Here is a 19,732-nt window from a genome sequence, read left to right on the forward strand (position 1 = left end):
CCCTCCGTCTCCGCGCTGAACATCGACTACAACCGCGTGCTCTTCGCCTGGACGCGGGGCAAGGCCGGCTACGAGCTGACCATGCAGGCCCATGGCGCGCATTCGGTCACCCCGGCGCAGCGCGTCTCGATCGGGCTCGGCGCCCCTTCCGGCGGCGCCTTCGCCCGGCGCGACGAGCCGGCGCGCGAGGTCTGGACGGTGGCCCAAGCCGCGCTCGGCAAGGACGGGCAGCGCTGGCTGCCGGTGCGCCGCCCGGCGCTGCATGCGGCCGACGTGTTCCGCGCCTTCGCCGACGGGGCGGGGCTGGAGCTGCCCGCGCCCGAGGTCGGCCATGCGCCCCGCGACGGCGTGACCCTCGCCCTGCGCCGCAGCCGGGAGCTGACGGCGATCCTGAAGGACATGCTGAAATACTCGACCAACCTGACCGCCGAGGCGGTGGGGCTGGGCGCGACCGCCGAGCGCGCCGCCCCCGCCCAGGATCTGGCCGAGAGCGGGGCGGCGATGACCCGATGGGCCCGCGGCCGCGCCGCCGCCGGGGCCGGGATGTCCGCCCCGCCGCCGATGGCCCCGGCCGCGCCGCCGCGCGTCGCCGGCGCGGGGGCCGTATCGGGGGCGATGCCCGTCGCCCGCCCGGCCGCCGCCGGCTTGGCTCCCGCCAGCCCTTCCGCCACGCGCCCGGCGCTTTCGGCGGGCATCGCCGCCACCATGCTGGCCCGCGGCGCCGCCGTCGGGCCGTCGCAGGTGGCCGGCCCGATCTCGGCCGTCACCGTCCGTGCGCCGGCGCCGGCCGCGGGGCCCGCCACCGGCCCGGCGCTCGACCTGCGCAACCATTCGGGCCTGTCGGAGGACAGCCGCGTCAGCCCGATCGCGATGGCGGCCTTCCTGCGCGCCGTCGACCGCTTCGGCGAGGGGCGCGCCCGCTCCGGCGCGCTGCGTCCGCTGATCAAGGAATACCGGCTCGACCCGCGCAAGGGCGAGGCGAAGGTCCCCGATCGGGCTTCGGTGGTGGCCAAGACCGGCACCATGTATTTCGTGCGGGGGCTGGCGGGCTATATCGACGCCGCTTCAGGCCGGAAGCTGGCCTTCGCCATCTTCTCCGAGGATCTGTCCCGCCGCGACAGTCTCGCCGATACCGGGGATTCGGGCCCGTCGCGCGGCTGGCTCGGCCAGGCGCGGGAGCTGGAGCGTCGGATGGTCCGCGGCTGGGCCGCCGCCTACTGACGGCCCTGGCCCCGGCGCTCCGCCCGGGGGCGCCGAGACCTCACGGCCTGGCGATCCGTCGCCACGCCGGCCCGGCGCCAAGGTCCCCACCCGCGAGCCGGTCGGGGGCCGGCGCCCGCGACGTCAGAGCTCGGACGGGTCGGGGGCCTGCGCCGGCGCCCGGTGATGGCGCGCCTGGGCGCCGCGCTCGATCGCCGCCGCGACCAGCCGGCCGACGCCCAGCTCGTGGCGCAGCATCTCCAGCCAGCGCAGCTCGGTCATCTGCACCGAGCCGTCCGCCGCCGCGAGATCGCAGGCGAAGGCGTAGGCGGTCTCGTTCAGTTCCGGCGGCAGCGCCTCCTTGACCAGCCCGAGGATCGCGTCGAGCCCGTCGTCCACCGACAGCATGTCGAACACCGTCCGCGTCACATAGGCCAGCCGGTCCCCGTCATAGCCGTGGAAGGCGGGCAGGGCGGCGACGGTCCGCTCGATCGACAGCAGTTCGTTGGAGCTGATCCGTTCGTCGGCGGCGGAGGTGGTCACCATGACCGCGACCAGCGCGTCCTGGGGAGTGAACAGGGACATGGGGGCCTCGCAGATGAAGGGCGGGGGCCGGCGGGCGGTCGGGCCGCGCCGGCGCATCGTGACGTGTCTTATCGTGACGCCCGGAACATAAGGCGCACATGCCCGGCGCGGCAAGCCGGCCGCCCTGCGGCGCGCGCGCCCGCCCCCCCCACACGCACACCGACTTCCCCCCCCCGCAACGCGCAGTTGACGGGCAGGGCGGCCGGGCCGTAGACGGAGCGCCTGCGAAATCCCCCCTTCATGAGGAAGGACCGAACATGACCGAGCTGCGCACCGCCGCCCTCGCCTCCAAGGCCTGGCCGTTCGAGGAGGCGCGCAAACTCGTCAAACGGTTCGAGAAAAAGGCCCCCGAAAAGGGCTACGTGCTGTTCGAGACCGGCTACGGCCCCTCCGGCCTGCCCCATATCGGCACCTTCGGCGAAGTGGCCCGCACCACCATGGTGCGCCGGGCGTTCGAGACGATCTCGGACATCCCCACCAAGCTTCTGTGTTTTTCCGATGACATGGACGGCCTGCGCAAGGCGCCGACCAATGTCCCGAACCGCGAGATGCTGGTCGAGGATCTGAACCTGCCCCTGACCAAGGTGCGGGACCCGTTCGGCACGCATCCCAGCTTCGGCGCGCATAACAACGCCCGCCTTCGCGCCTTCCTCGACACCTTCGGCTTCGACTACGAATTCGCCTCCTCGACGGATTACTACCGCGACGGGCGCTTCGACGCGGCGCTGGTGCAGATGCTGGCGCGCTACGATCAGGTGATGGAGGTGATGCTCCCCAGCCTGCGGGCCGAGCGTCAGGCCACCTACTCCCCCTTCCTGCCGGTCTCGCCGAAGACCGGTCACGTCCTCCAGGTCCCGACGCTGGAGCGCAACGTGGGGAAGGGGACCATCGTCTACGAGGAACCCGACGGAGAGCGGGTCGAAATCCCGGTGACGGGGGGAAACTGCAAGCTGCAGTGGAAGCCCGACTGGGCGATGCGCTGGATGGCGCTCGGCGTCGACTACGAGATGCACGGCAAGGACCTGATCCCCTCGGCCGCGCTCGGCCTCAAGATCTGCAAGGCCGTCGGCGGGCCCGCGCCCGAGCTCTACGGCTACGAGCTCTTCCTCGACGGCGAGGGCCAGAAGATCTCGAAGTCCAAGGGCAACGGGCTGTCGATCGAGGAATGGCTCGCCTACGCCTCGCCCGAGAGCCTGTCGCTGTTCATGTATCAGAAGCCCAAGACCGCCAAGCGCCTGCATTGGGACGTGATCCCCAAGACGGTGGAGGAATACCACCAGCACCTGCGCGCCTTTCCGGGGCAGGATCTCGACGGCCGGCTGCAGAACCCCGCCTGGCACATCCATCAGGGCACGCCGCCGGCGGACGACATGGTGGTGGGCTTCCCGCTGCTGCTGAACCTGGCGTCGGTGTCGGGGGCGGAGGATCGTGAGGTCCTCTGGGGTTTCATCCGCCGCTACGCGCCCGATGCGGCGCCCGAGACCCATCCCGGCCTCGACGCCGCGGTGGGGCGTGCGGTGGCCTACTACCACGACAAGGTGAAGCCCTCGAAGGTGTTCCGAGCGGCGACCGGGCAGGAGGCCGCGGCGTTGTCGGACCTCGCGGGCCGGCTGCGCGCCTGGACCGGCGAGGCCGACGGGACCGAGCTCCAGAACCTGGTGTTCGAGATCGGCAAGGCCCACGGCTTCGAGCCGCTGCGCGACTGGTTCAAGGCGATCTACGAGGTGCTGCTGGGCGCGAGCCAGGGCCCCCGCTTCGGCGGCTTCATCGCGCTCTACGGCGTGACCGAGACCGCGTCGCTCATCGACCGCGCCCTGGCCGGCGACCTTCTCGCCGCCGCCTGACCTACCCGCTCCGGCCCTGCTCAGGGGCCGGAGCGGCCGAAACCCTCCCCCGGCGCCCTTCCGTCGTCGCGCCCGACCTCTTCTCGCCGCGTCCGGCAGCCCTTCGCCGCGTCCGGCAGCCCTTCGCCGCGCGCGACAGCCTTTCGCCGGGCGGGACCGCTTTTCGCCGCGCCGCGCCGATGCGCAGCCGATCGCCTGATCGCCTCGTCCGCACTCGGACCGGGCCGGGTTTCATCCGCTGCGGCCACTCATGCGCCGTCATCCGGCGGGCCGGGCGCCCGCCTGGGTCACGCCGCGATTCCCATGTCGCCGCTGGCGATGCGCCTCCGTCTCCTCCTAGGGCCGGCCCCGAAGCCTGGCGTCAACCTGCGCCAACCCCGTCCGTCGATCCGGCCGCCGCCTCAAAAATTCTGCCAGACGCCGATCCGCAGGTTGATCCCGTCCGTCATCCGCCGGCCGATTACCGGGGTCGCCACCCGGAACGCGAGGCGCGAGCCCGGGCGAAGCGCCTGCGCGAGGGTGGCGGTCAGGCGCAGCACCTCCCAGTCCTCCGCCCCACGGTCTCCGCGCAGGTCCGCCTCAAGCGCCGCCATCGCCATCGTGTCCCGCGTCAGGTGCAGCCCCGCCGCCGCCACCGCCAGCGCCCGGTCGGAGGCGCCGCCCGTCTCCCGCCGCCAGCCCAGCGAGCCCTCGACCCACGCGCCCTGCAACGGCCCGCCGAAGCCCCGTCCGTAGAGGAGACGCGCCGCCGCGTCCGGGCGGTCGTCCCGCTCGGCCCAGCCGACGCCGCCGCCGAAGTCGACCTGCAGCGCCGCGACGTCGCCCTTCGCGCCCTCCCAGATCCGCTGACGCACAAACCCCTCCACCCGGCCGGCGAAGGGCTCGTCGCGCCAGGTCCGCTGCGCGTTCACGTTGAAGCCGACGGTCACCGCCTCCGCCCAGCCGAATTCGTAATAGACGTCGCGGCGAAACCCGGTCCGCCCATCAGGGTCCATGCCGTTGGTGACCGCGGTGAAGGTCGCCCCTTCCCGCGCCGTCCAAGGCCCCGCCGTCGCCGTCGCAGGCCATAGCGCCAGCCAGGTCAGCGTCGCCAGCCAGCGCAGAACGAACGGCGCGCGCCATCGGGCAGGGCGCGCGCCGTCGAACGGTCTCCTTGAGAATCGCATGGCCGGTCTCCGCATTCTGCCGAGGACGGGGCCATGGTCGCGCCATATGGTTAATCAGTTGTTGCCGCAGCAGCCGGCAGGCCGCCGCGGCGAAAATATCTGGCCGCTCAGGCCCGCCGCAGCCGCAGGCCGCCGCGGTCGAGCGCGCCGAACGCGGCCATCCCCACCAACATCGCCGCCACGAAGATCGCCGTCGCGCCATGGCCGAGCCCGATCGCAGTGAGCCCCGGTCCCGGGCAGATCCCGGCCAGCCCCCAGCCGATGCCGAACAGCGCCGATCCGCCGATCAGCCGCGCGTCGATCGCCTGCCGCGCCGGCCCCGGCATCGGGCCGCCGCAGACCGCCCCGCCCCGGCGGCGGGCCAGCGCCCAGGCCAAGGCGCTGACCGTCATGGCGCCGGCCATCACGAAGGCGAGCGTGGGGTCCCACCCCCCCTCCGTCATCGCGCCGAAATCGAGAAAGGCCAGCACCCGCGCGGGGTTGGCCATGTCGGACACCAAAAGGCCGAGCCCGAAGACCAGCCCCGCCGCCAACGCCGCGATCATCCGCATCATCTCGCCGCCCCTCACCAGAACCGACCCAGCGCCACGGTCAGCGCCGCGGTCGCCATGAACGTCGCCATCGCCGCCAGGGACCGGCGCGACAGCCGCGCCGACCCGCATACCCCGTGCCCCGAAGTGCAGCCCGAACCGAGCCGCGCCCCGAAGCCCACCAGCAACCCCGCCGCGACGAGCGCCGGGCCGCCGGCGGCGATCTCCAGCGCGATCTCGCCGCCCAGCAGGGCGTAGACCGCCGGCGCCAGCAGCAGGCCCAGCACGAAAAGCGCGTTCTCCGCCGTCGCCATCTGCGCGGCACGACCTTCCGGCGCGCCGCCGAGCACACGGTCGACCAGCCCGCCGGCGATGCCGCTGATCCCCGCGATTCGCCCGTTGGCCAGCAGCAGCAGGCCCGCGGCGGCGCCGATCATCGCCCCGCCCAACGCCCCGTCGATCCAGTCGCCTGTCATGGCAGTCCCTCATGAATTCAAATTTCAGAATATATAGGATCGGCGCGCGCGCATCGCAAGCTTGCCGCAAGGTGAATTCGCGCCATTATCGAGAGGATCACCCCGCCGAGGAGGCCGCGATGACCGGACCCGACCGCCAGCCCCGCCGACCCAGCCGCCGTCAGGTGATCGCGGGCCTCGCCGCGAGCGTCGCCATCGGGGGCCTCGCCGCCCCGCTGCCTGCCCAGGAGATCGCCGCGGCAGCCGAGATCCGCGAGGCGATCGCGCGCCAGTTCGACGCCTTCCGCGCCGACGACCTGCCGCGCGCCTTCGGCTACGCCTCGCCCAACATCAGGCGGCTGTTCGGGTCGGCGGAGAATTTCGGGCGCATGGTGCGCGAAGCCTATCCGATGGTGTGGCGGCCCGGGGGCTACGCCTTCGCGACGCTCGACCGCGCCGGCGACGGCTATCGGCAGGCGGTGGTGATCACCGCCGCGGATGGCGCGACCTATGTCGCGGATTACGACATGATCCGCGTCGACGGCGCCTGGCGCATCGACGGGGTGCGCCTGCGCAAGACGCCCCAGGCCGGGGCCTGAGCTCTCGCCTTCCGCCGCCGGGGCGGAGGGGGCGTTCGGAGCATGAGGTCGTCGACCGTCAGCTCGGGGTGGCGGGGCGACGTCCACGAAGGATCCGCCTCGCCGTCGCACGCCGCTCGCTGGAGGCGGGTGAACAGCGATGCGGTGGAAACCCCACGTGAACCAAAGTTCAGGCATGCGGTCCCGGGGTCGGACTGAAGATCGAATCCAGCGTGTCGGCCGCGCATCGACGATCATCGAACGATCGGGTCGTTTCGGAACGTGGGGCGATCAGATCTCGCCGCGGTGGAGCATGACCGGGATCACCAGCTCCTCCTCGTCGAAGAGGTGGCGGACCAGCAGCCGATCCATGCGCTTGAGTTCCGCCCCGATCCCGGCCACCGGCCGCTTGGGGTCGGAGGGCGCGTCCTGCAGCGCGCGCAGCGCGGTCGCCGCGCCGTCCTGGAAACGGTCGAGCGCGTCATGGATGGTGTGGTGATCGCGGTCGAGGATGTCGAAGCCGCGCTTCAGGTCGGGCTCCAGCCGCACCAGGGCGGGGAAGTAATGCGCGTCCTCGATCTGGTGATGCGCGTGCAGCTGGGTGAGGAAGAAGCCGGCGATGCGGCCGAAATCCCGGCTCCAGGCCTCGGCGGGGCGGGCGCCGTCCAGCGCCTCCTCGGTCAGCCGCTGCATGACGCTCATCGCTTCGCGGAACATGGCGTGGCGGTCGAGGTAGAATTTGGTGACCGGCCCGAAATTGGGATGATCGCCCCAGATCAGCCGCGGGTAATCGCCGAGCAGATAGCGCAGTTCCTCCGGCAGGCCGGCGCGGGTGGCGAGGCCGAGATCGGCGGCGGCGTCCTGCGCGCCCTCGGGCGCCGGGGGGAGGTCGGGGTCGGTCATGGGACGGAGCTCCGGGCAGCGGGTCGTCGGCGGACATGCGTGTGAGGGCTCAGCCTAGACGCGCCGGAGTCCCGGCGAAACCCGCGCCGCGCTTGACGAACCGGGCGCGCCGCCCTGCCGCTACGTCGCCGCGTTTTTCCCGGGACAGCGAAGATTCGTTCCATTGCCGTTCACCCTCGCCGTCCTAGTTTTCTCTTGGGTGTGGTGAAGAAACGGCTTGGGTCGGCGTCACGTAATGACGCGGATCAATGGTTCGAAATATGTGAAACGGATGTTGCCATGCCCTGTCTTGTCGTCGGCGTTCTGTCCGGCCTGCTTTCGGTGATGAGCGCCTTCGCGCTCGGCGCCGGCCTGCTTATCGCCGTGGCGAGTTATCTGATCTTCGGCAGCGCGGCGACGCTGGTCTTCGCCGCCTTTCTCCTCAGCCTGCACCGCGACCCTGCCGTCGGCGATGAGCCGGACGGACAAGCGCTTCATCCGGCGACGCCGGGCTGACGGATCCCCGACGGCTCTGGCGACCTCCCTCCCCAAACGCCACGCGGCGCGCCCGGTCCCCCGGGCGCGCCGCGCCGTTTTCGGGCCTCTGGCACGGCGGGAGCCGGGGCCCCCGCCGTCCTCCCGGCTCAGTTCTTGGCCTTGTCCACCATGCGGTTGGCGGCGATCCAGGGCATCATGCCGCGCAGCTTGGCGCCGACTTCCTCGATCTGATGGGCGTCGTTGTTGCGGCGGATCGCCTTGAACATCGGCGCGCCGGCCTTGTATTCGCGCATCCACTCCGACACGAAGGCGCCGTCCTGAATGTCCGTGAGGACCTTCTTCATGCGGGCCTTGGTCTCTTCGCGGGGCAGGATCTGCGGGCCCGAGTGATACTCGCCGAACTCCGCGGTGTTGGAGATCGAGTAGTTCATGTTGGCGATGCCGCCCTCGTAGATCAGGTCCACGATCAGCTTCACTTCGTGCAGGCACTCGAAATAGGCCATCTCGGGGGCGTAGCCCGCCTCGACCAGCGTCTCGAAGCCCATGCGGATCAGCTCGACCAGGCCGCCGCAGAGCACCGCCTGCTCGCCGAACAGGTCCGTCTCGCACTCTTCCTTGAAGTCGGTCTCGATGATGCCCGACCGGCCGCCGCCGATGCCCGAGCAGTAGCTGAGACCGATCTCGAGCGCGCGGCCCGAGGCGTTCTGGTGAACGGCCACCAGGCAGGGCACGCCGCCGCCCTTGGTGAACTCGCCGCGCACGGTGTGGCCGGGGCCCTTGGGGGCCATCATGATCACGTCGACGCCGGGCTTCGGCTCGATCAGGCCGAAATGCACGTTCAGCCCGTGGGCGAAGGCGATGGCGGCCCCGTCCTTCAGGTTGTCGTGGATGTGGGCGTAGTAGGTCTCGGCCTGCAGTTCGTCGGGCATGGCCATCATGATCACGTCGGCCCATTTGGCGGCCTCGGCGATGTCCTTGACGGCGAGGCCCTGGGCTTCGGCCTTCGCGGCCGAGGCCGAGCCGGGGCGCAGCGCGACGGCCAGGTTCTTCGCGCCCGAATCCTTCAGGTTGAGGATGTGCGCGTGGCCCTGGGAGCCGTAGCCGACCACGGCCACGTTCAGGTCCTTGATCAGGTTGATGTCGCAATCGCGATCATAATAAACGCGCATGGGTGTTCCCCTCGCCTGCCGGGCTTCTGGTTTCCGTTCGCTGCGCACGGGCTGTCGCCGCCGCAATTTCCGTGCGCGGGGTAGACGAGGGGGCGGGCTTTGTCCAGATGTCGGGCGCTTCAAGCGGACCTGCGCCGCCGCCCCGCCCCCCGCGCCGCGGGCGCAGGCGGACGGGAAGACGGTCGGGGGCCACGCGCCGGCGTGACGCAGAGCCGCCTTGTCTGAGCGTCGCCGGGGGCCTACCTCGTGCCCGAAGAACAGCGGAGGAGCCTACCCCATGATCGGTCGTCTGAACCACGTCGCCATCGCCGTCCCCGACCTCGAGGCCGCCTCCGCGCAGTATCGCGACGCGCTCGGCGCGAAGGTCGGCGCGCCGCAGCCCGAGCCCGATCACGGGGTGACGGTGGTGTTCATCGAACTCCCCAACACCAAGATCGAGCTGCTGCACCCGCTGGGCGAGGACTCGCCGATCGCGGCCTTCCTCGCCAAGAACCCCTCGGGCGGCATCCACCACGTCTGCTACGAGGTCGAGGACATCATCGCGGCCCGCGACCATCTGCGGGCCCAGGGCGCGCGCGTGCTCGGCGACGGGGAGCCGAAGATCGGCGCTCATGGCAAGCCGGTGATCTTCCTGCATCCCAAGGACTTCAACGGCACGCTGACGGAACTGGAGCAGGCATGACCATCACCGGCGCCATCGTCCTCTGGGCGGTCATCTGGTTCATGACCCTCTACATCTCGCTGCCCATCGGCATGAAGAGCCAGGGCGACGTCGGCGAGGTGGTGCCCGGCACGCCGGCCGGCGCGCCGGCGGATCTGAACCTGAAGCGCAAGCTGTGGATGACCACCTTCATCACCGCGCCTCTGTGGCTGGCGGTGGTGCTCACCATCATCTACGGCGGATTCACGCTGGACGAGCTCGACTTCTTCTCCGGCATCAAGCCGACCTGGGAAGCGGTCCCGGCCTCGAACTGAGGCGGTCGCCGCTCCAGCGCGTCGGCGGGCCCTCGCCCTCGCCAAGGCCGAGGCGGCGCCGGGCGGTCCGTTCGTCAAGCGTCAGGCGCCCTGTCGGCTATGCCCCGGGGACGTGGCCTCTCGACGCCGTGATCGCAGGGCGGAGTTCATCGTGCTACCGTTGCGTCACATGTTCCAGCACGAAGGGAGAGACCCCATGAAGACCCTGCGCCTCGCCGTCGCCTTCGCGGGCATCGCCGCCGCCCTGACCGCGGCGCTGCCCGCCGCCGCCGATGGCGGCTGCGCGTCCGGCGCCAAGAAGCCCGCGCCGACCGTCGGGTCCTGATCCCCGCGCCCGCGCCCGCGCCTCAGGCGCGGGCGGGCTTCGCGGCGATGCGGTGATACATGTGGGTGAAGCTCGCCACGCCCAGCACCGGGATGGCGAGGCCCACGACCGGCACGGAAAGCCCCAGCGCCATCAGCCCGCCCGCCAGCCAGATCGGCCCGGCATGCCGCTTGCGCAGCGCGCGCGCGGCCTTCGCGCCGATGCGCCGCGCGGCCACCAGCTCGAAATACTGCCGGCCGAGCAGCAGACCGTTGACCGCAAGGAAAACGAACGGCGCCAGCGGGCCGGAGATCAGGTAGAAGATCAGCCCCACCAGGTTCGCCAGCATCAGCGCGCCGGCGAAGACCAGGCCGTCGGCCAGCGTCTCTCCCCAGCCCATGCGGCCGGCGGGGGGCAGTTGGGGGAAATGCTTGGCCTCCACAGCATCGGCGATGTCCTCGAGGAAGAGGCCGATGAAGACCGCCGCCACCGGGAACATCAGGAACACCGCCCCGACCGCCCCCGCCGTCCAGGCCAGAACCGCGACCAGCCCGTCGAGGAAGCTCAGGTCCTGGCCGAAGGCGCTCAGCCCGGTCTCGGGGATCATCCCCACCAGCCAGGACCAGCCGAAGAGCGCGGCCGCCAGCAGCGCCAGCGTCAGCGCCACGGATAGGCCGAACACCCGCAGGAACCGCGGGTCGCCGAGCTGGCCGATGGCCTTGAGGAAATCCCCGATCACTGGGTCAGCCCTCGCGCCACTCGATAATGGAGTCGAGGTCGGGGCGGGGGCGGTCCTTCGGCGCGACGGTCGGCGTGCCGATATGCAGGAAGCCCGCGACGAATTCATGGGGGGCGAGGGCGAGGCCCCGCTCCAGGAACTCGCGGTCCGAGGCCATCCAGCCGGTCAGCCAGTTGGCGGCCCAGCCGGACGCGAGGGCTGCGTTCAGCGCGGCGAGGCAGACGGCGCCGGCCGACAGGATCTGTTCGACCTCCGGCACTTTTTCGGAGGCCTTGGGGGCGGCGATGACGGCGAGGGTGACGGGCGCGATCTCGAACGGCTCGGCGGCGCGGTGGACGCGGTCGGGGTCGAGGCCGCGGGCCTCGCCGAGCGAGCGGGTCAGCGCGCCCAGCGCGGCGGAGGCGGCGCCTTCGGCCACCACGAAGCGCCACGGCTCCAGCTTGCCATGGTCGGGCGAGCGGGCGGCGGCGGTGAGGATGGTGCGCAGCGTCTCGCGGTCCGGGCCGGGGGCGGCGAGGGTCTTGGCGATGCGCGAGCGGCGGGTGAGCAGGAAGGCGAGCGCGGCCGGATCGGGGATGATCCGCGGATCGGGGCGGGCGTCGGGCTGGGCTGCGTCGGACATGTGAGCTCCGGGGGTTTGGGGGGGCGCGCTGGCGCGGTTGGGGTCGGGCGCGCTGGCGCCGGGGCCCGGAGGGTCGGGCAGGGCTGGCGGCGGGTCTGAGGCTTAGGTCGGTCGGGGCGGGTCATGTGTCAAGGGCGCGGCCGGGCGGCCCTCGCTTCGCTGCGCTTCGCATCGCCCCGCCCTGCCGTCCCCGTTTCCGGCGACGGCCTCGCAATGGGGGCGCGGAGCGGGAGCGACGAGTTGCAGGGCGCGGGACCCGTTCCCTCCCGCTTCCCCCGTCCGCGGTCAGCCGCGCGCCGACAGCACCGGCGCGGTCAGCGTCGACAGGGCCTGCTTCTGGCGGCCGTCGGCGTCGAAATTCGACGGGTCGAGCCACGCCTCGTAGGCCGGCTTCAGCGCCCCCCAGTCGCCATCGGTCATCCCGTACCAGGCGGTGTCGCGGTTGCGGCCCTTCACCACCACCGCCTGCCGGAACACGCCCTCATACGAAAACCCGTAGCGCTGGGCCGCGGCGCGCGAGGGGGCGTTGAACGCGTCGCATTTCCACTCATGGCGCCGGTAGCCGAGGCCGAAGACGAAGGACATCAGCAGATATTGCGTCTCGGTCGCCGCGGCCGAGCGCGCCATGCGCGGCCCGTACCAGATGAAGCCCACCTCGATCGAGCCCGCCGCCGGCGTGATGCGCAGGAGCGAGCAGAAGCCCTCGACCCGCCCCGACGCGGCGGAGCGGATGGCGTAGTAGATCGGGTCGGCGCTCGCCGCCTGGGTCTCGATCTGGGCGCGGAAGGCGGCTTCGTCCGTGAAGGGGCCGACCGGAAGGTAAGTCCAGCGCGAGCCGTCGGTCTCGGCCTGCGCCGCGTCCCAGAGGTCGTCGCCATGGCGCTCGGCCGACAGGGGCTCAAGCGTCGCGTGGCGCCCCGTCAGGGTCTCGTGCGGGGGGAAGGGCGGCGGGGTCCAGCCGGGCAGAAGGTCGCCGACCGGCTGGCCGTAGGCGTTGGTCTCGGGCATCGGGGAAGGGGTCCGGGCGCGGGGAAAGGGGTGGGCGCATCTGGCGCGCCGCGCGGGCCGGGGTCAACCCGGACGGGCTTGGGCGCCGGCGCGGACGGCCGTCGCTCCGCTGCGCTTCGCATCGCCCGGCCTGGTTTTCGGGCCCCTTTGCCGGGCGACGCCCCGGCCAGGCGCCACGACCCGCGCAGCGGGGCGCGGGAGGGGCGGGGTTCGATGCCCCGTCCCTCCCGTCTCCCCCTCAGGCGAGGATGCGGTCGTCGGCGCCGAGGCTCACGCCCGGGAACACGTCCCGCTCCAGCGCAGCCTTGTCCATGCCGTAGAGCCCCCGCAGGGTCCAGGCCGCGTGCCGGCGCAGGTCGTCGGTCGGCATCAGGTCGCGGTCCTGGTAAAGATCCGAGGGCTTCAGCCCCGGCCAGTCCCCGTGCACCTTCGCCCCCGACAACGCCCCGCCGGCATAGATCATCAGTCCCCCGGTGCCGTGGTCGGTGCCGTGGGATCCGTTTTCGCGCGCGGTGCGGCCGAACTCGGTCACGCACATCACCGCGGTGCGCTCCCATAACGGCCCCAGCCTGGCCTTCAGCGTGGCGATCGCCTCGGCGAGCTGGGCCAGCGGCTTGCGGATGGTCTTCGACTGGTCGCGATGGGTGTCGTAGCCGCCCAGCGAGAACGCCGCAATCCGCGCCTCGCCCCGCAGCATCTCCGCCGAGAGGGCCGCGAGGCTCGCCGCATCCACGGTTTTCGCTGCCGCCCCGCCCTCCATGTCCCGCTTGGCGTCGACCTTCGCCGCCTCCTGCGCCGCCGCGTCGAACAGCGGATCCTGCGCCGAGATCATCCGGAACAGGTCCAGCGCCTGCGGGGTCAGCGCCAGATCGCTGTCCGGCGACCAGTTCAGCGCCGGGTTGTCGCCGTCGAGCAGCAGCATGTTCTCCCGCCCCACCGCGATGGCGGTCTGCGCCCGCGCGCCGGGCAACAGACCCAGCGCCCGGTTCAGCCAGCCGTCGCGGCCCGAGGTCATGCCCCCGTCCGCCCGTCCGCCGCCGTTCTCGAGCAGGTCCTGCCCGTCGAAATGGCTGCGCTTGTCGCGATAGGGGGTGGAGACGGCGTGCACGAAGCTCAGCTCCCCCGCCTTCCACAAAGGCCGCAGGGGCGAGAGCGCCGGGTGCATCGCGAAGCGGCCGTCGAGGTCGAATGACCCGTTCTTGCCGCCCTCGGGCACCCCGAACGCCAGCGTCGGGCGCATCCCGGCCAGTTCGCGGTCGCCATAGGGCTCCACCGCGGCCAGCCCGTCCAGCGCCCCGCGCAGCACGATCACCACCAGCCGGTTCTCGCCCGGCGCCGCCGCGAAGGTCACCCGCGTCATCAGCGGGAAGGCCGCGGCGGAGCAGCCCAGCGTGAGGCCGCCCCGCATGAGGGCCCGGCGGGTCAGATCCATGTCGGTCATCGGGGGCCTCCTTCTCAGCGGCGGTTGAAGTCGGGGGAGGCGAGCAGCAGCGCGAAGCCCTCGCGCTTCTGCGAGGCGGCGGCGATCGCCCAGGCGGTCTTTTCCGACAGCGCCTCGCGCAGGGCGGCCTTGGCCACGTCGCGGGGGTCGAGCCCCGCATCCGCCATCGCCGTGCCCATCCGCGTCGCCCAGTCGAGCCGCTTGGCCATGGCGCCGGGCGTGATCCAGGCCTCGCCCTCTTCCGGCCAGCCGTCGGGCCCGGGCGCGTCGAACACCCCCTGGCCCATCTGCACCGCGGCCCCCAGCGTCAGCGAGCGGTCATAGGTCCGCTTCGCCCCGATATCCGCAGGCTCCGCCCCTGCCGCGCGCAGGGCCGCGATCACCGCCTCCTGCGGCTGGCGGACCTTGGCGAAGGGCGCGGACCAGGCCAGCGGGTGCGAGACCAGCGCCCGCGACACCGCCGCCAGATCGCCGCCGGTCTCGTTCCAGGTCGCCTCCAGGGCCGAGACCAGCGCGGGGGGCGGAACGTCGGCCACGAAATGCCGGGCGAGCTTGGTGGCGAGATGCTTCGCGGTCGCCGGATGGGTGGCGACGGCGTCGAGCGCGGCCAGCGTCTCCGCCTCCGACCCGCCCTGCCAGGTCCGGCCCAGCAGCTCGAACGACCCGGGCTCGGCCCATTGGGGCCGGTATTCGTAGCCCCGTCCCTTGTCCTGCACCGCGAAGCCGGTCAGCAGCTTCGCCAGCGCCAGCACGTCGGCCTGCCCATAGGCCGCGCCGACGCCGAGCGTGTGCAGCTCCAGGATCTCGCGCGCCAGGTTCTCGTTCAGCCCCAGATCGCGCTTGCCGCCGGCCTTGGAGTTCGGCCCGGCGGACTTGTACTGGTCGAGATAGATCAGCATGGCCGGATGCCGGGTCGCGGCCTGCAGCATCTCCGCGAAGCCGCCCGCGACATGGGGCCGGATCGCCTGATCCTCGAACCCCGCCACATAGGGCGCGTGACCGCGGAACTTGACGGAAACCGAAAAGTGGTTGGTCCAGAACCGCGCCATCCGCTCTCCGAAGGCATGTTCCGTCGCCACCGCGCGGCCGAGCGAGGCGAGCAGGTCGCCATCCACCGCCTCGCGCAACTCCCTCCGCTCCTGATCCAGCATGGATTTCTGGTCGTCGGTGGCCGACTTGCCGCGGGTCTCGGCGCGGATCGCGCGGAATTCCATCAGCTCCATCCGCAGGCGCTCGGTCTCGGCCGCGTCGACGATGGGCGCGGCGCGGGCGATGGCGGAAAGCTGGGCGATCATCGCCTCCGGGTCCGCGTCCGGCGTCCGGCCCGGGCGAAAGCCGAGCCCGAAGCGCAGGGCGGCGACGGCGTCTCGCGGCAGGGTCATGCACGGATCTCCGAAATCATGCGGAAAGGTCGGCGCCGCGACGGAGGCGGCGGCGCCGACGCAATTCGCCATGGGTTGCACATGCTACGGCATTGGGGTCAGCCTGTGGAGGAAATCAGGCGATTTCAGGAGGCGCGGCCACGGGCCGGTCGCGGGGCGCGCCCGACTGGCGAAGCGACCTTCGGCCTCCCAAAGGCTCGTCTACGCAAACGGAGGACAGGCGATGTTTCCGCGCAACGCGCGCAAGACCCGGTCGGGGACGACTTCCGGAACGTCGGCATGACCCATACCGTGCTGATCGCCAATCTCAAGGGCGGCTGCGGCAAGACCGTGCTCGCCACCACGCTGGCCGCGGCGCTGGCCGGGCAGGGGGCTTCGGTCGGGCTCGCCGACGCCGACCGGCAGAAATCCGCGCTGCGCTGGGCCAGGCGGCGGCCGGCGGACGCGGCTCCGATCACGGCGCTGGACTGGTCCAAGGCTTCCGCCGCCGGCGACCGCCCCAAGGGGCTCGACTGGCTGGTGATCGACGCGCCCGGCGCGCTCCGCGGCGCCAAGGCCGCCGATCTGGTGGCCGAGGCGCGCGCCGTGCTGATCCCGCTCGCGCCCTCCTTCTACGATCTCGACGCGACGCGGCGGTTCCTCAAGGACATCGAGGACCTCAAGCGCATCCGCAAGGGCAAGACCGAGCTGCATCTGGTCGCCAACCGCGTCCGTCCCCGCAGCCGCGCGGCGAACGAACTTGAGGCGGCCTTCGCCGAGCTCGGGGCGCCGCCGCTCGCACGGCTGTCGGACCGTTCGGCTTACGGAGATCTGGCGGCGCTGGGCCTGTCGATCTTCGACCGGCCGACCAAGGCGCTGGACCCGTTGCGCGCGCAATGGGCCCCGATCCTCGCGGCGCTGACCGGCTGACCGGCTGACCGGGGGGCGGCCGGGGGCGCAGCGGGTCTGGGCGACCGCGCGCCGCGCCCGCCGGCCCAACCTTCTGCACCCCTTGCGCAAAACCGGCGACGAGGCCGCCTGCCGCCGCTCGGGGGCTGCGCGATTACCCTAAGGGCGCCGTTGCGGCGCCGCCTCCCTGCCTTATTTCAGGTCCAGTGACGCGGGCGTTCGGACCTCGCCCCCCGTCGCCTCGCGCCCTTCGCGGGCGGCGGCGGCGGTCGTCGTCCGGCGCCCGAATGAATGACGCGACAGGAGACTATACGCATGACCCACATCTTCGCCCCCGCCCTCGCGCCCGCCCGTCCCTTCCGTTCGCGCCGCGCCCTGCGCGGCGGCGTGCTGGCGCTCTGCGCCGGGGTGATGCTGGCCGGCTGCGCCGAGTCGGTGAACGACAGCGGCGTCACCCGCCGCCAGGGCACCGGGGCTGCGCTGGGCGCGGGTCTCGGCGCCGCGGCCGGCCTGCTGGTCGGCGGCGACGACCGTCGCAACGCGCTGGTCGGGGCCGGCATCGGCCTGATCGCCGGCGCGGCCGCGGGCACCTTCCTGGACAGTCAGGAGCGCGATCTCCAGCAGGATCTGCAGGGCACCGGCGCCACCGTCACCAACACCGGCGACGCGCTGCTCGTCACGCTGCCCGGCGGCGTGACCTTCGAGACCGACAGCGCCCGGGTGACCAACAACTTCAAGCGGCCGCTCAACCGCGTCGCGCGCACGCTCAACAAGTATCCGTCGAGCTATGTGGACGTGGTCGGGCACACCGATTCCACCGGCGACGCCGCCTACAACATGCAGCTCTCCCAGCAGCGCGCCCGGGCCGTGGCGGCGGAGCTGATCCAGCGCGGCGTGCCCAACGCCCGCGTCGCCACCGCCGGTCGGGGCGAGGAGCAGCCGATCGCCAGCAACGACACCGCCGACGGCCGCGCCGCCAACCGCCGGGTCGAGATCAAGATCGTGCCCGCCACCCAGGGCTGACCTCGGAAAACCGGGCGCGCACGTCGGATGACTCCGACGGATGAGCCCGCCTGACGAAGTTGACGCCGCCGACCGGAAACCCCGGTCGGCGGCGTTCGCGTCCAGGGCGATCGGGCTTGCGCCCCGGCCCCTGAGGACTACCTGAGATCCCAGCCCCACTCCGTCGGCCCCGCCCCGTATCGGCCGATCCTTCGGCCCGCCCCGTGCCGAAGGCCCCATGAAAGGCCCGCCGATGACCCGCCCCGCGCGACGCGTCTACCCGACCCCGGCCCGCGGATGAGCGGCGTCGGCCACGCCTCCCCCGCGCTGCGGCGCGCGCCGGCGGACCGCCAGGGCCGCGCCCGGAAAACCCGTCTCGCGGTCGAATTCGCGGCGCTCTATCTCGGGCTGCCGCTGCTGATGGCCTTCGCGCTGTCGCCGGGAATGATGTGGACGGTGCTGATCGGCTCGTTCGCAGCCGGTCTGGCGCTGTTGGCGATCACCCCCGAATTCCGCTGGAAAGAGCTGGTGCGCGGCCCCTGGTTCGGCCCCGGCCTGACCGGCGCGCTGGTCACCGCGGGGTTCGCGGCCCTGACCGCCGCCGGCGCTTTCGGTCTGGTGATGTGGCTGATGCCCGAGGCGCTGCTGTCGCTGCCGCGTCGGGCGCCCCAGCTGTGGCTGATGATCATGTGCCTCTACCCGCTGCTCTCGGCCCTGCCGCAGGAGATCCTGTTCCGCTCGCTGTTCTTCCGCCGCTACGGGGTGCTTTTCCCCGATGCGCGCGTCGCGGTGGCGGTGAACGCCGCCGTCTTCGGGCTCGCGCATCTGTTCCTGTGGAACTGGGTGGCGCTGGCGCTGACGGCGTCGGGCGGGGTGATCTTCGCGATGGCCTGGCTGTCGCGGCCCGGCGGCAACCTGCTCTGGGCGGTGGTGCTGCACGCTCTGGCGGGGATGATCCTGTTCACCTCGGGCCTCGGCCGTTTCTTCTACCATGGCGCGGTGGGCCTGTGACCGACGCGCGCGACCCGTTCGACCTCGACCCCGACCTCGATCCGGCGCCGGAGCCCGAGCCCGAACCTGCAACAGACCCGGACGCCGCCCTCGCCCGCCTCGTCGCCGACGACCGGTTCGAATTCCGGCTGACCGGCGGCCGCGGCTTCATCCTCGACTTCGAGCAGGGGCGCGACGTGATCAACCTCTCGGGCCTCGGCCTGACGCCCTGGGACCTGCTGCCCTCGGTCCGCGGCCGCGATCTGGTGCTGGCCTTCGACGGCGGCGAGGTGGTGCTGCGCGGCGCCGCCGGCGTGCATCTGGGCCAGTGGGATTTTCGGTACTGAGAGATCGGGCGCCCCTCGCGGAGCGCCCGTTTCGTCCGATCACGCCGCCCGCGACTTCCGGCGCGCCAAAAGGCCCAGACCCGCCAGCCCCGCCGCCAGCAGCGGCGCCGCGGCGGGCAGGGGCACGGCGCTCGGCCCGCCCAGCGGCGTGTCGCGCGCGGCGTAGAGCGCGGCCGCGTCGTCGGAGGTCGCCGCCCCCGAATAGAACCGCAGGTAGTCCAGGAACCCCGCGCTGTTCTCGCTTCCGGCCGTGGCGTAGTCGTCCTGAGCGATCCAGACCGGCGCGCCGTCGCCGCTGAAGCTCGACGCGGCGTTGTTCACGAGCGTGCCGACCCACGCGCCGGCGAGCCACATGGTGAACGCGTCGGTCGAGCCGTTGAGCTCCCATGCGTGGGTGAGCGTGATCGCCGCGGCAGGGGCGCCGACGCCTGCGGCGGCTCCCGCGACGGCTGCGCCGAGCGCGCCCAGATAGGCGAAACGAATCAAATTCATCGTGGACTCCCGTTCCGACGCGAATTTGCGTTGGTTTTCACTAGCCGCCGATCGCCGGAGCGCGGCAAGCGATCATCCGCCCTTGACATCGCGCCCCCGGACATGGAACCCGACCGCGACCGTCGAGCCCCTTCCGACGAAGCTCCGAGGACGCCTCCTATGCACGCCTACCGCTCCCATACCTGCGCCGCGCTCCGGGCCGAGCATGTCGGCCAGGACGTTCGCCTCTCCGGCTGGGTCCACCGGGTGCGCGACCATGGCGGGGTGCTGTTCGTCGACCTGCGCGACCATTACGGCGTCACCCAGATCATCGCCGACCCCGACAGCCCGGCCTTCGCCGGCATCGAGAAGGTCCGCGCCGAATGGGTCGTGCGCATCGACGGCGTGGTGAAGGCCCGCTCCGCCGATCTGGTGAATGCCAAGCTCGATACCGGCGCGATCGAAGTCTACGCCCGTGAGATCGAAGTGCTGGGCGCGGTCGATGGCGAGCTGCCGCTCCCGGTCTTCGGCGAGGTCGAGTATCCTGAGGAAACCCGCCTGCGCTACCGCTTCCTCGACCTGCGCCGCGAGAAGCTGCACGCCAACATCGTGATGCGATCCAAGGTGATCTCGCACCTGCGCTCCTCGATGGTCGA

General features: G+C 72.1%; 24 protein-coding genes. 12 read left to right on the forward strand and 12 right to left on the reverse strand.

Annotated features, from left to right (window positions below):
- A partial coding sequence (locus ACTB72_RS13810; RefSeq protein ID WP_463037579.1) for a D-alanyl-D-alanine carboxypeptidase occupies positions 1-1,221 on the forward strand: 1,221 nt, incomplete at its 5' end.
- 123 nt (positions 1,222-1,344) lie between these two features.
- On the opposite strand, the gene ACTB72_RS13815 is transcribed toward ACTB72_RS13810, so the two are convergent.
- A complete protein-coding gene (locus tag ACTB72_RS13815) occupies positions 1,345-1,785 on the reverse strand; it encodes a tellurite resistance TerB family protein (protein ID WP_463037580.1) in 441 nt (146 codons plus the stop codon).
- A 257-nt stretch (positions 1,786-2,042) separates the two neighbouring features.
- Here ACTB72_RS13815 and ACTB72_RS13820 point away from each other — a divergent pair, with 257 nt between their 5' ends.
- Complete coding sequence (locus ACTB72_RS13820; RefSeq protein WP_463037581.1) at positions 2,043-3,629, forward strand: lysine--tRNA ligase; 1,587 nt, start codon at positions 2,043-2,045, stop codon at positions 3,627-3,629.
- A gap of 401 nt (positions 3,630-4,030) precedes the next feature.
- Here ACTB72_RS13820 and ACTB72_RS13825 read toward each other — a convergent pair whose 3' ends face one another.
- The 3 genes from ACTB72_RS13825 to ACTB72_RS13835 form a co-directional block, all read right to left on the reverse strand.
- A complete protein-coding gene (locus ACTB72_RS13825; protein WP_463037582.1) occupies positions 4,031-4,795 on the reverse strand; it encodes a hypothetical protein in 765 nt (254 codons plus the stop codon).
- Positions 4,796-4,902: 107 nt separating this feature from the next.
- Positions 4,903-5,349 carry a DUF6691 family protein gene (locus ACTB72_RS13830; protein ID WP_463037583.1) on the reverse strand — a complete coding sequence of 149 codons (447 nt, stop codon included), beginning with the start codon at positions 5,347-5,349 and terminating at the stop codon, positions 4,903-4,905.
- 11 nt (positions 5,350-5,360) lie between these two features.
- Positions 5,361-5,801: a YeeE/YedE family protein gene (locus tag ACTB72_RS13835; RefSeq protein ID WP_463037585.1), complete on the reverse strand. Its 441-nt coding sequence runs from the start codon at positions 5,799-5,801 to the stop codon at positions 5,361-5,363.
- A 119-nt stretch (positions 5,802-5,920) separates the two neighbouring features.
- Between ACTB72_RS13835 and ACTB72_RS13840 the strand changes: the two genes are divergently transcribed.
- On the forward strand, positions 5,921-6,379 hold the full coding sequence (locus tag ACTB72_RS13840; RefSeq protein ID WP_463037586.1) for a DUF4864 domain-containing protein: 459 nt from the start codon (positions 5,921-5,923) through the stop codon (positions 6,377-6,379).
- A 270-nt stretch (positions 6,380-6,649) separates the two neighbouring features.
- Here the strand turns inward: ACTB72_RS13840 and ACTB72_RS13845 are convergent, their stop codons facing one another.
- Complete coding sequence (locus ACTB72_RS13845; RefSeq protein ID WP_463037587.1) at positions 6,650-7,261, reverse strand: hemerythrin domain-containing protein; 612 nt, start codon at positions 7,259-7,261, stop codon at positions 6,650-6,652.
- A 195-nt stretch (positions 7,262-7,456) separates the two neighbouring features.
- On the opposite strand from ACTB72_RS13845, the gene ACTB72_RS13850 reads away from it, so the two are divergent.
- The gene (locus ACTB72_RS13850) at positions 7,457-7,756 is read left to right on the forward strand and encodes a hypothetical protein (protein ID WP_463037588.1); all 300 of its coding nucleotides are present in this window, start codon (positions 7,457-7,459) and stop codon (positions 7,754-7,756) included.
- A gap of 128 nt (positions 7,757-7,884) precedes the next feature.
- On the opposite strand, the gene ilvC is transcribed toward ACTB72_RS13850, so the two are convergent.
- Positions 7,885-8,907: a ketol-acid reductoisomerase gene (gene ilvC, locus ACTB72_RS13855; protein WP_463037589.1), complete on the reverse strand. Its 1,023-nt coding sequence runs from the start codon at positions 8,905-8,907 to the stop codon at positions 7,885-7,887.
- 277 nt (positions 8,908-9,184) lie between these two features.
- Here ilvC and mce point away from each other — a divergent pair, with 277 nt between their 5' ends.
- The 3 genes from mce (at position 9,185) to ACTB72_RS13870 (ending at position 10,207) form a co-directional block, all read left to right on the forward strand.
- Positions 9,185-9,589 (forward strand): methylmalonyl-CoA epimerase, encoded by a 405-nt coding sequence (mce, locus tag ACTB72_RS13860; RefSeq protein WP_463037590.1) that lies wholly within the window; start codon positions 9,185-9,187, stop codon positions 9,587-9,589.
- Positions 9,586-9,882: a DUF1467 family protein gene (locus ACTB72_RS13865; RefSeq protein ID WP_463037591.1), complete on the forward strand. Its 297-nt coding sequence runs from the start codon at positions 9,586-9,588 to the stop codon at positions 9,880-9,882. Before mce ends, ACTB72_RS13865 begins: the two co-directional genes overlap by 4 nt.
- 196 nt (positions 9,883-10,078) lie before the next feature.
- Complete coding sequence (locus tag ACTB72_RS13870; RefSeq protein WP_463037592.1) at positions 10,079-10,207, forward strand: hypothetical protein; 129 nt, start codon at positions 10,079-10,081, stop codon at positions 10,205-10,207.
- 22 nt (positions 10,208-10,229) lie between these two features.
- Here ACTB72_RS13870 and ACTB72_RS13875 read toward each other — a convergent pair whose 3' ends face one another.
- The 5 genes from ACTB72_RS13875 to ACTB72_RS13895 form a co-directional block, all read right to left on the reverse strand.
- Positions 10,230-10,925 carry an EI24 domain-containing protein gene (locus ACTB72_RS13875; protein ID WP_463037593.1) on the reverse strand — a complete coding sequence of 232 codons (696 nt, stop codon included), beginning with the start codon at positions 10,923-10,925 and terminating at the stop codon, positions 10,230-10,232.
- A 4-nt stretch (positions 10,926-10,929) separates the two neighbouring features.
- A complete protein-coding gene (locus ACTB72_RS13880; protein ID WP_463037594.1) occupies positions 10,930-11,547 on the reverse strand; it encodes a nitroreductase family protein in 618 nt (205 codons plus the stop codon).
- Between the two features lie 285 nt (positions 11,548-11,832).
- Positions 11,833-12,555 (reverse strand): GNAT family N-acetyltransferase, encoded by a 723-nt coding sequence (locus ACTB72_RS13885; protein ID WP_463037595.1) that lies wholly within the window; start codon positions 12,553-12,555, stop codon positions 11,833-11,835.
- A gap of 238 nt (positions 12,556-12,793) precedes the next feature.
- A complete protein-coding gene (locus ACTB72_RS13890; RefSeq protein ID WP_463037596.1) occupies positions 12,794-13,996 on the reverse strand; it encodes a DUF1501 domain-containing protein in 1,203 nt (400 codons plus the stop codon).
- 14 nt (positions 13,997-14,010) lie between these two features.
- Positions 14,011-15,378, reverse strand: a complete 1,368-nt coding sequence (locus ACTB72_RS13895; protein ID WP_463037597.1) for a DUF1800 domain-containing protein — start codon at positions 15,376-15,378, stop codon at positions 14,011-14,013.
- A gap of 279 nt (positions 15,379-15,657) precedes the next feature.
- Between ACTB72_RS13895 and ACTB72_RS13900 the strand changes: the two genes are divergently transcribed.
- The 4 genes from ACTB72_RS13900 (at position 15,658) to ACTB72_RS13915 (ending at position 18,605) form a co-directional block, all read left to right on the forward strand.
- Complete coding sequence (locus ACTB72_RS13900) at positions 15,658-16,287, forward strand: nucleotide-binding protein (RefSeq protein WP_463037598.1); 630 nt, start codon at positions 15,658-15,660, stop codon at positions 16,285-16,287.
- Between the two features lie 294 nt (positions 16,288-16,581).
- Positions 16,582-17,289 carry an OmpA family protein gene (locus ACTB72_RS13905; RefSeq protein ID WP_463037599.1) on the forward strand — a complete coding sequence of 236 codons (708 nt, stop codon included), beginning with the start codon at positions 16,582-16,584 and terminating at the stop codon, positions 17,287-17,289.
- Positions 17,290-17,565: 276 nt separating this feature from the next.
- A complete protein-coding gene (locus tag ACTB72_RS13910) occupies positions 17,566-18,279 on the forward strand; it encodes a CPBP family glutamic-type intramembrane protease (RefSeq protein ID WP_463037600.1) in 714 nt (237 codons plus the stop codon).
- Positions 18,276-18,605: a hypothetical protein gene (locus ACTB72_RS13915; RefSeq protein ID WP_463037601.1), complete on the forward strand. Its 330-nt coding sequence runs from the start codon at positions 18,276-18,278 to the stop codon at positions 18,603-18,605. The genes ACTB72_RS13910 and ACTB72_RS13915 overlap by 4 nt, the downstream gene beginning before the upstream one ends.
- A gap of 39 nt (positions 18,606-18,644) precedes the next feature.
- Here ACTB72_RS13915 and ACTB72_RS13920 read toward each other — a convergent pair whose 3' ends face one another.
- Complete coding sequence (locus ACTB72_RS13920) at positions 18,645-19,097, reverse strand: VPLPA-CTERM sorting domain-containing protein (protein ID WP_463037602.1); 453 nt, start codon at positions 19,095-19,097, stop codon at positions 18,645-18,647.
- Positions 19,098-19,256: 159 nt separating this feature from the next.
- On the opposite strand from ACTB72_RS13920, the gene ACTB72_RS13925 reads away from it, so the two are divergent.
- On the forward strand, positions 19,257-19,732 hold a 476-nt coding region (locus tag ACTB72_RS13925), incomplete at its 3' end, for an OB-fold nucleic acid binding domain-containing protein (RefSeq protein ID WP_463037603.1).

The sequence above is a fragment of the Albimonas sp. genome, from assembly GCF_055129145.1.

Bases quoted from the DNA above. Each gene is read 5' to 3' on its own strand.
- ACTB72_RS13830 (WP_463037583.1), bottom strand. From the start codon at position 5,349: ATGATGCGGATGATCGCGGCGTTGGCGGCGGGGCTGGTCTTCGGGCTC.
- ACTB72_RS13905 (WP_463037599.1), top strand. From the start codon at position 16,582: ATGACCCACATCTTCGCCCCCGCCCTCGCGCCCGCCCGTCCCTTCCGT.
- ACTB72_RS13835 (WP_463037585.1), bottom strand. From the start codon at position 5,801: ATGACAGGCGACTGGATCGACGGGGCGTTGGGCGGGGCGATGATCGGC.
- ACTB72_RS13880 (WP_463037594.1), bottom strand. From the start codon at position 11,547: ATGTCCGACGCAGCCCAGCCCGACGCCCGCCCCGATCCGCGGATCATC.
- ACTB72_RS13820 (WP_463037581.1), top strand. From the start codon at position 2,043: ATGACCGAGCTGCGCACCGCCGCCCTCGCCTCCAAGGCCTGGCCGTTC.
- ACTB72_RS13815 (WP_463037580.1), bottom strand. From the start codon at position 1,785: ATGTCCCTGTTCACTCCCCAGGACGCGCTGGTCGCGGTCATGGTGACC.
- ACTB72_RS13920 (WP_463037602.1), bottom strand. From the start codon at position 19,097: ATGAATTTGATTCGTTTCGCCTATCTGGGCGCGCTCGGCGCAGCCGTC.
- ACTB72_RS13885 (WP_463037595.1), bottom strand. From the start codon at position 12,555: ATGCCCGAGACCAACGCCTACGGCCAGCCGGTCGGCGACCTTCTGCCC.
- ACTB72_RS13890 (WP_463037596.1), bottom strand. From the start codon at position 13,996: ATGACCGACATGGATCTGACCCGCCGGGCCCTCATGCGGGGCGGCCTC.
- ACTB72_RS13910 (WP_463037600.1), top strand. From the start codon at position 17,566: ATGAGCGGCGTCGGCCACGCCTCCCCCGCGCTGCGGCGCGCGCCGGCG.
- mce (WP_463037590.1), top strand. From the start codon at position 9,185: ATGATCGGTCGTCTGAACCACGTCGCCATCGCCGTCCCCGACCTCGAG.
- ACTB72_RS13895 (WP_463037597.1), bottom strand. From the start codon at position 15,378: ATGACCCTGCCGCGAGACGCCGTCGCCGCCCTGCGCTTCGGGCTCGGC.
- ACTB72_RS13865 (WP_463037591.1), top strand. From the start codon at position 9,586: ATGACCATCACCGGCGCCATCGTCCTCTGGGCGGTCATCTGGTTCATG.
- ACTB72_RS13825 (WP_463037582.1), bottom strand. From the start codon at position 4,795: ATGCGATTCTCAAGGAGACCGTTCGACGGCGCGCGCCCTGCCCGATGG.
- ilvC (WP_463037589.1), bottom strand. From the start codon at position 8,907: ATGCGCGTTTATTATGATCGCGATTGCGACATCAACCTGATCAAGGAC.
- ACTB72_RS13845 (WP_463037587.1), bottom strand. From the start codon at position 7,261: ATGACCGACCCCGACCTCCCCCCGGCGCCCGAGGGCGCGCAGGACGCC.
- ACTB72_RS13870 (WP_463037592.1), top strand. From the start codon at position 10,079: ATGAAGACCCTGCGCCTCGCCGTCGCCTTCGCGGGCATCGCCGCCGCC.
- ACTB72_RS13900 (WP_463037598.1), top strand. From the start codon at position 15,658: ATGACCCATACCGTGCTGATCGCCAATCTCAAGGGCGGCTGCGGCAAG.
- ACTB72_RS13840 (WP_463037586.1), top strand. From the start codon at position 5,921: ATGACCGGACCCGACCGCCAGCCCCGCCGACCCAGCCGCCGTCAGGTG.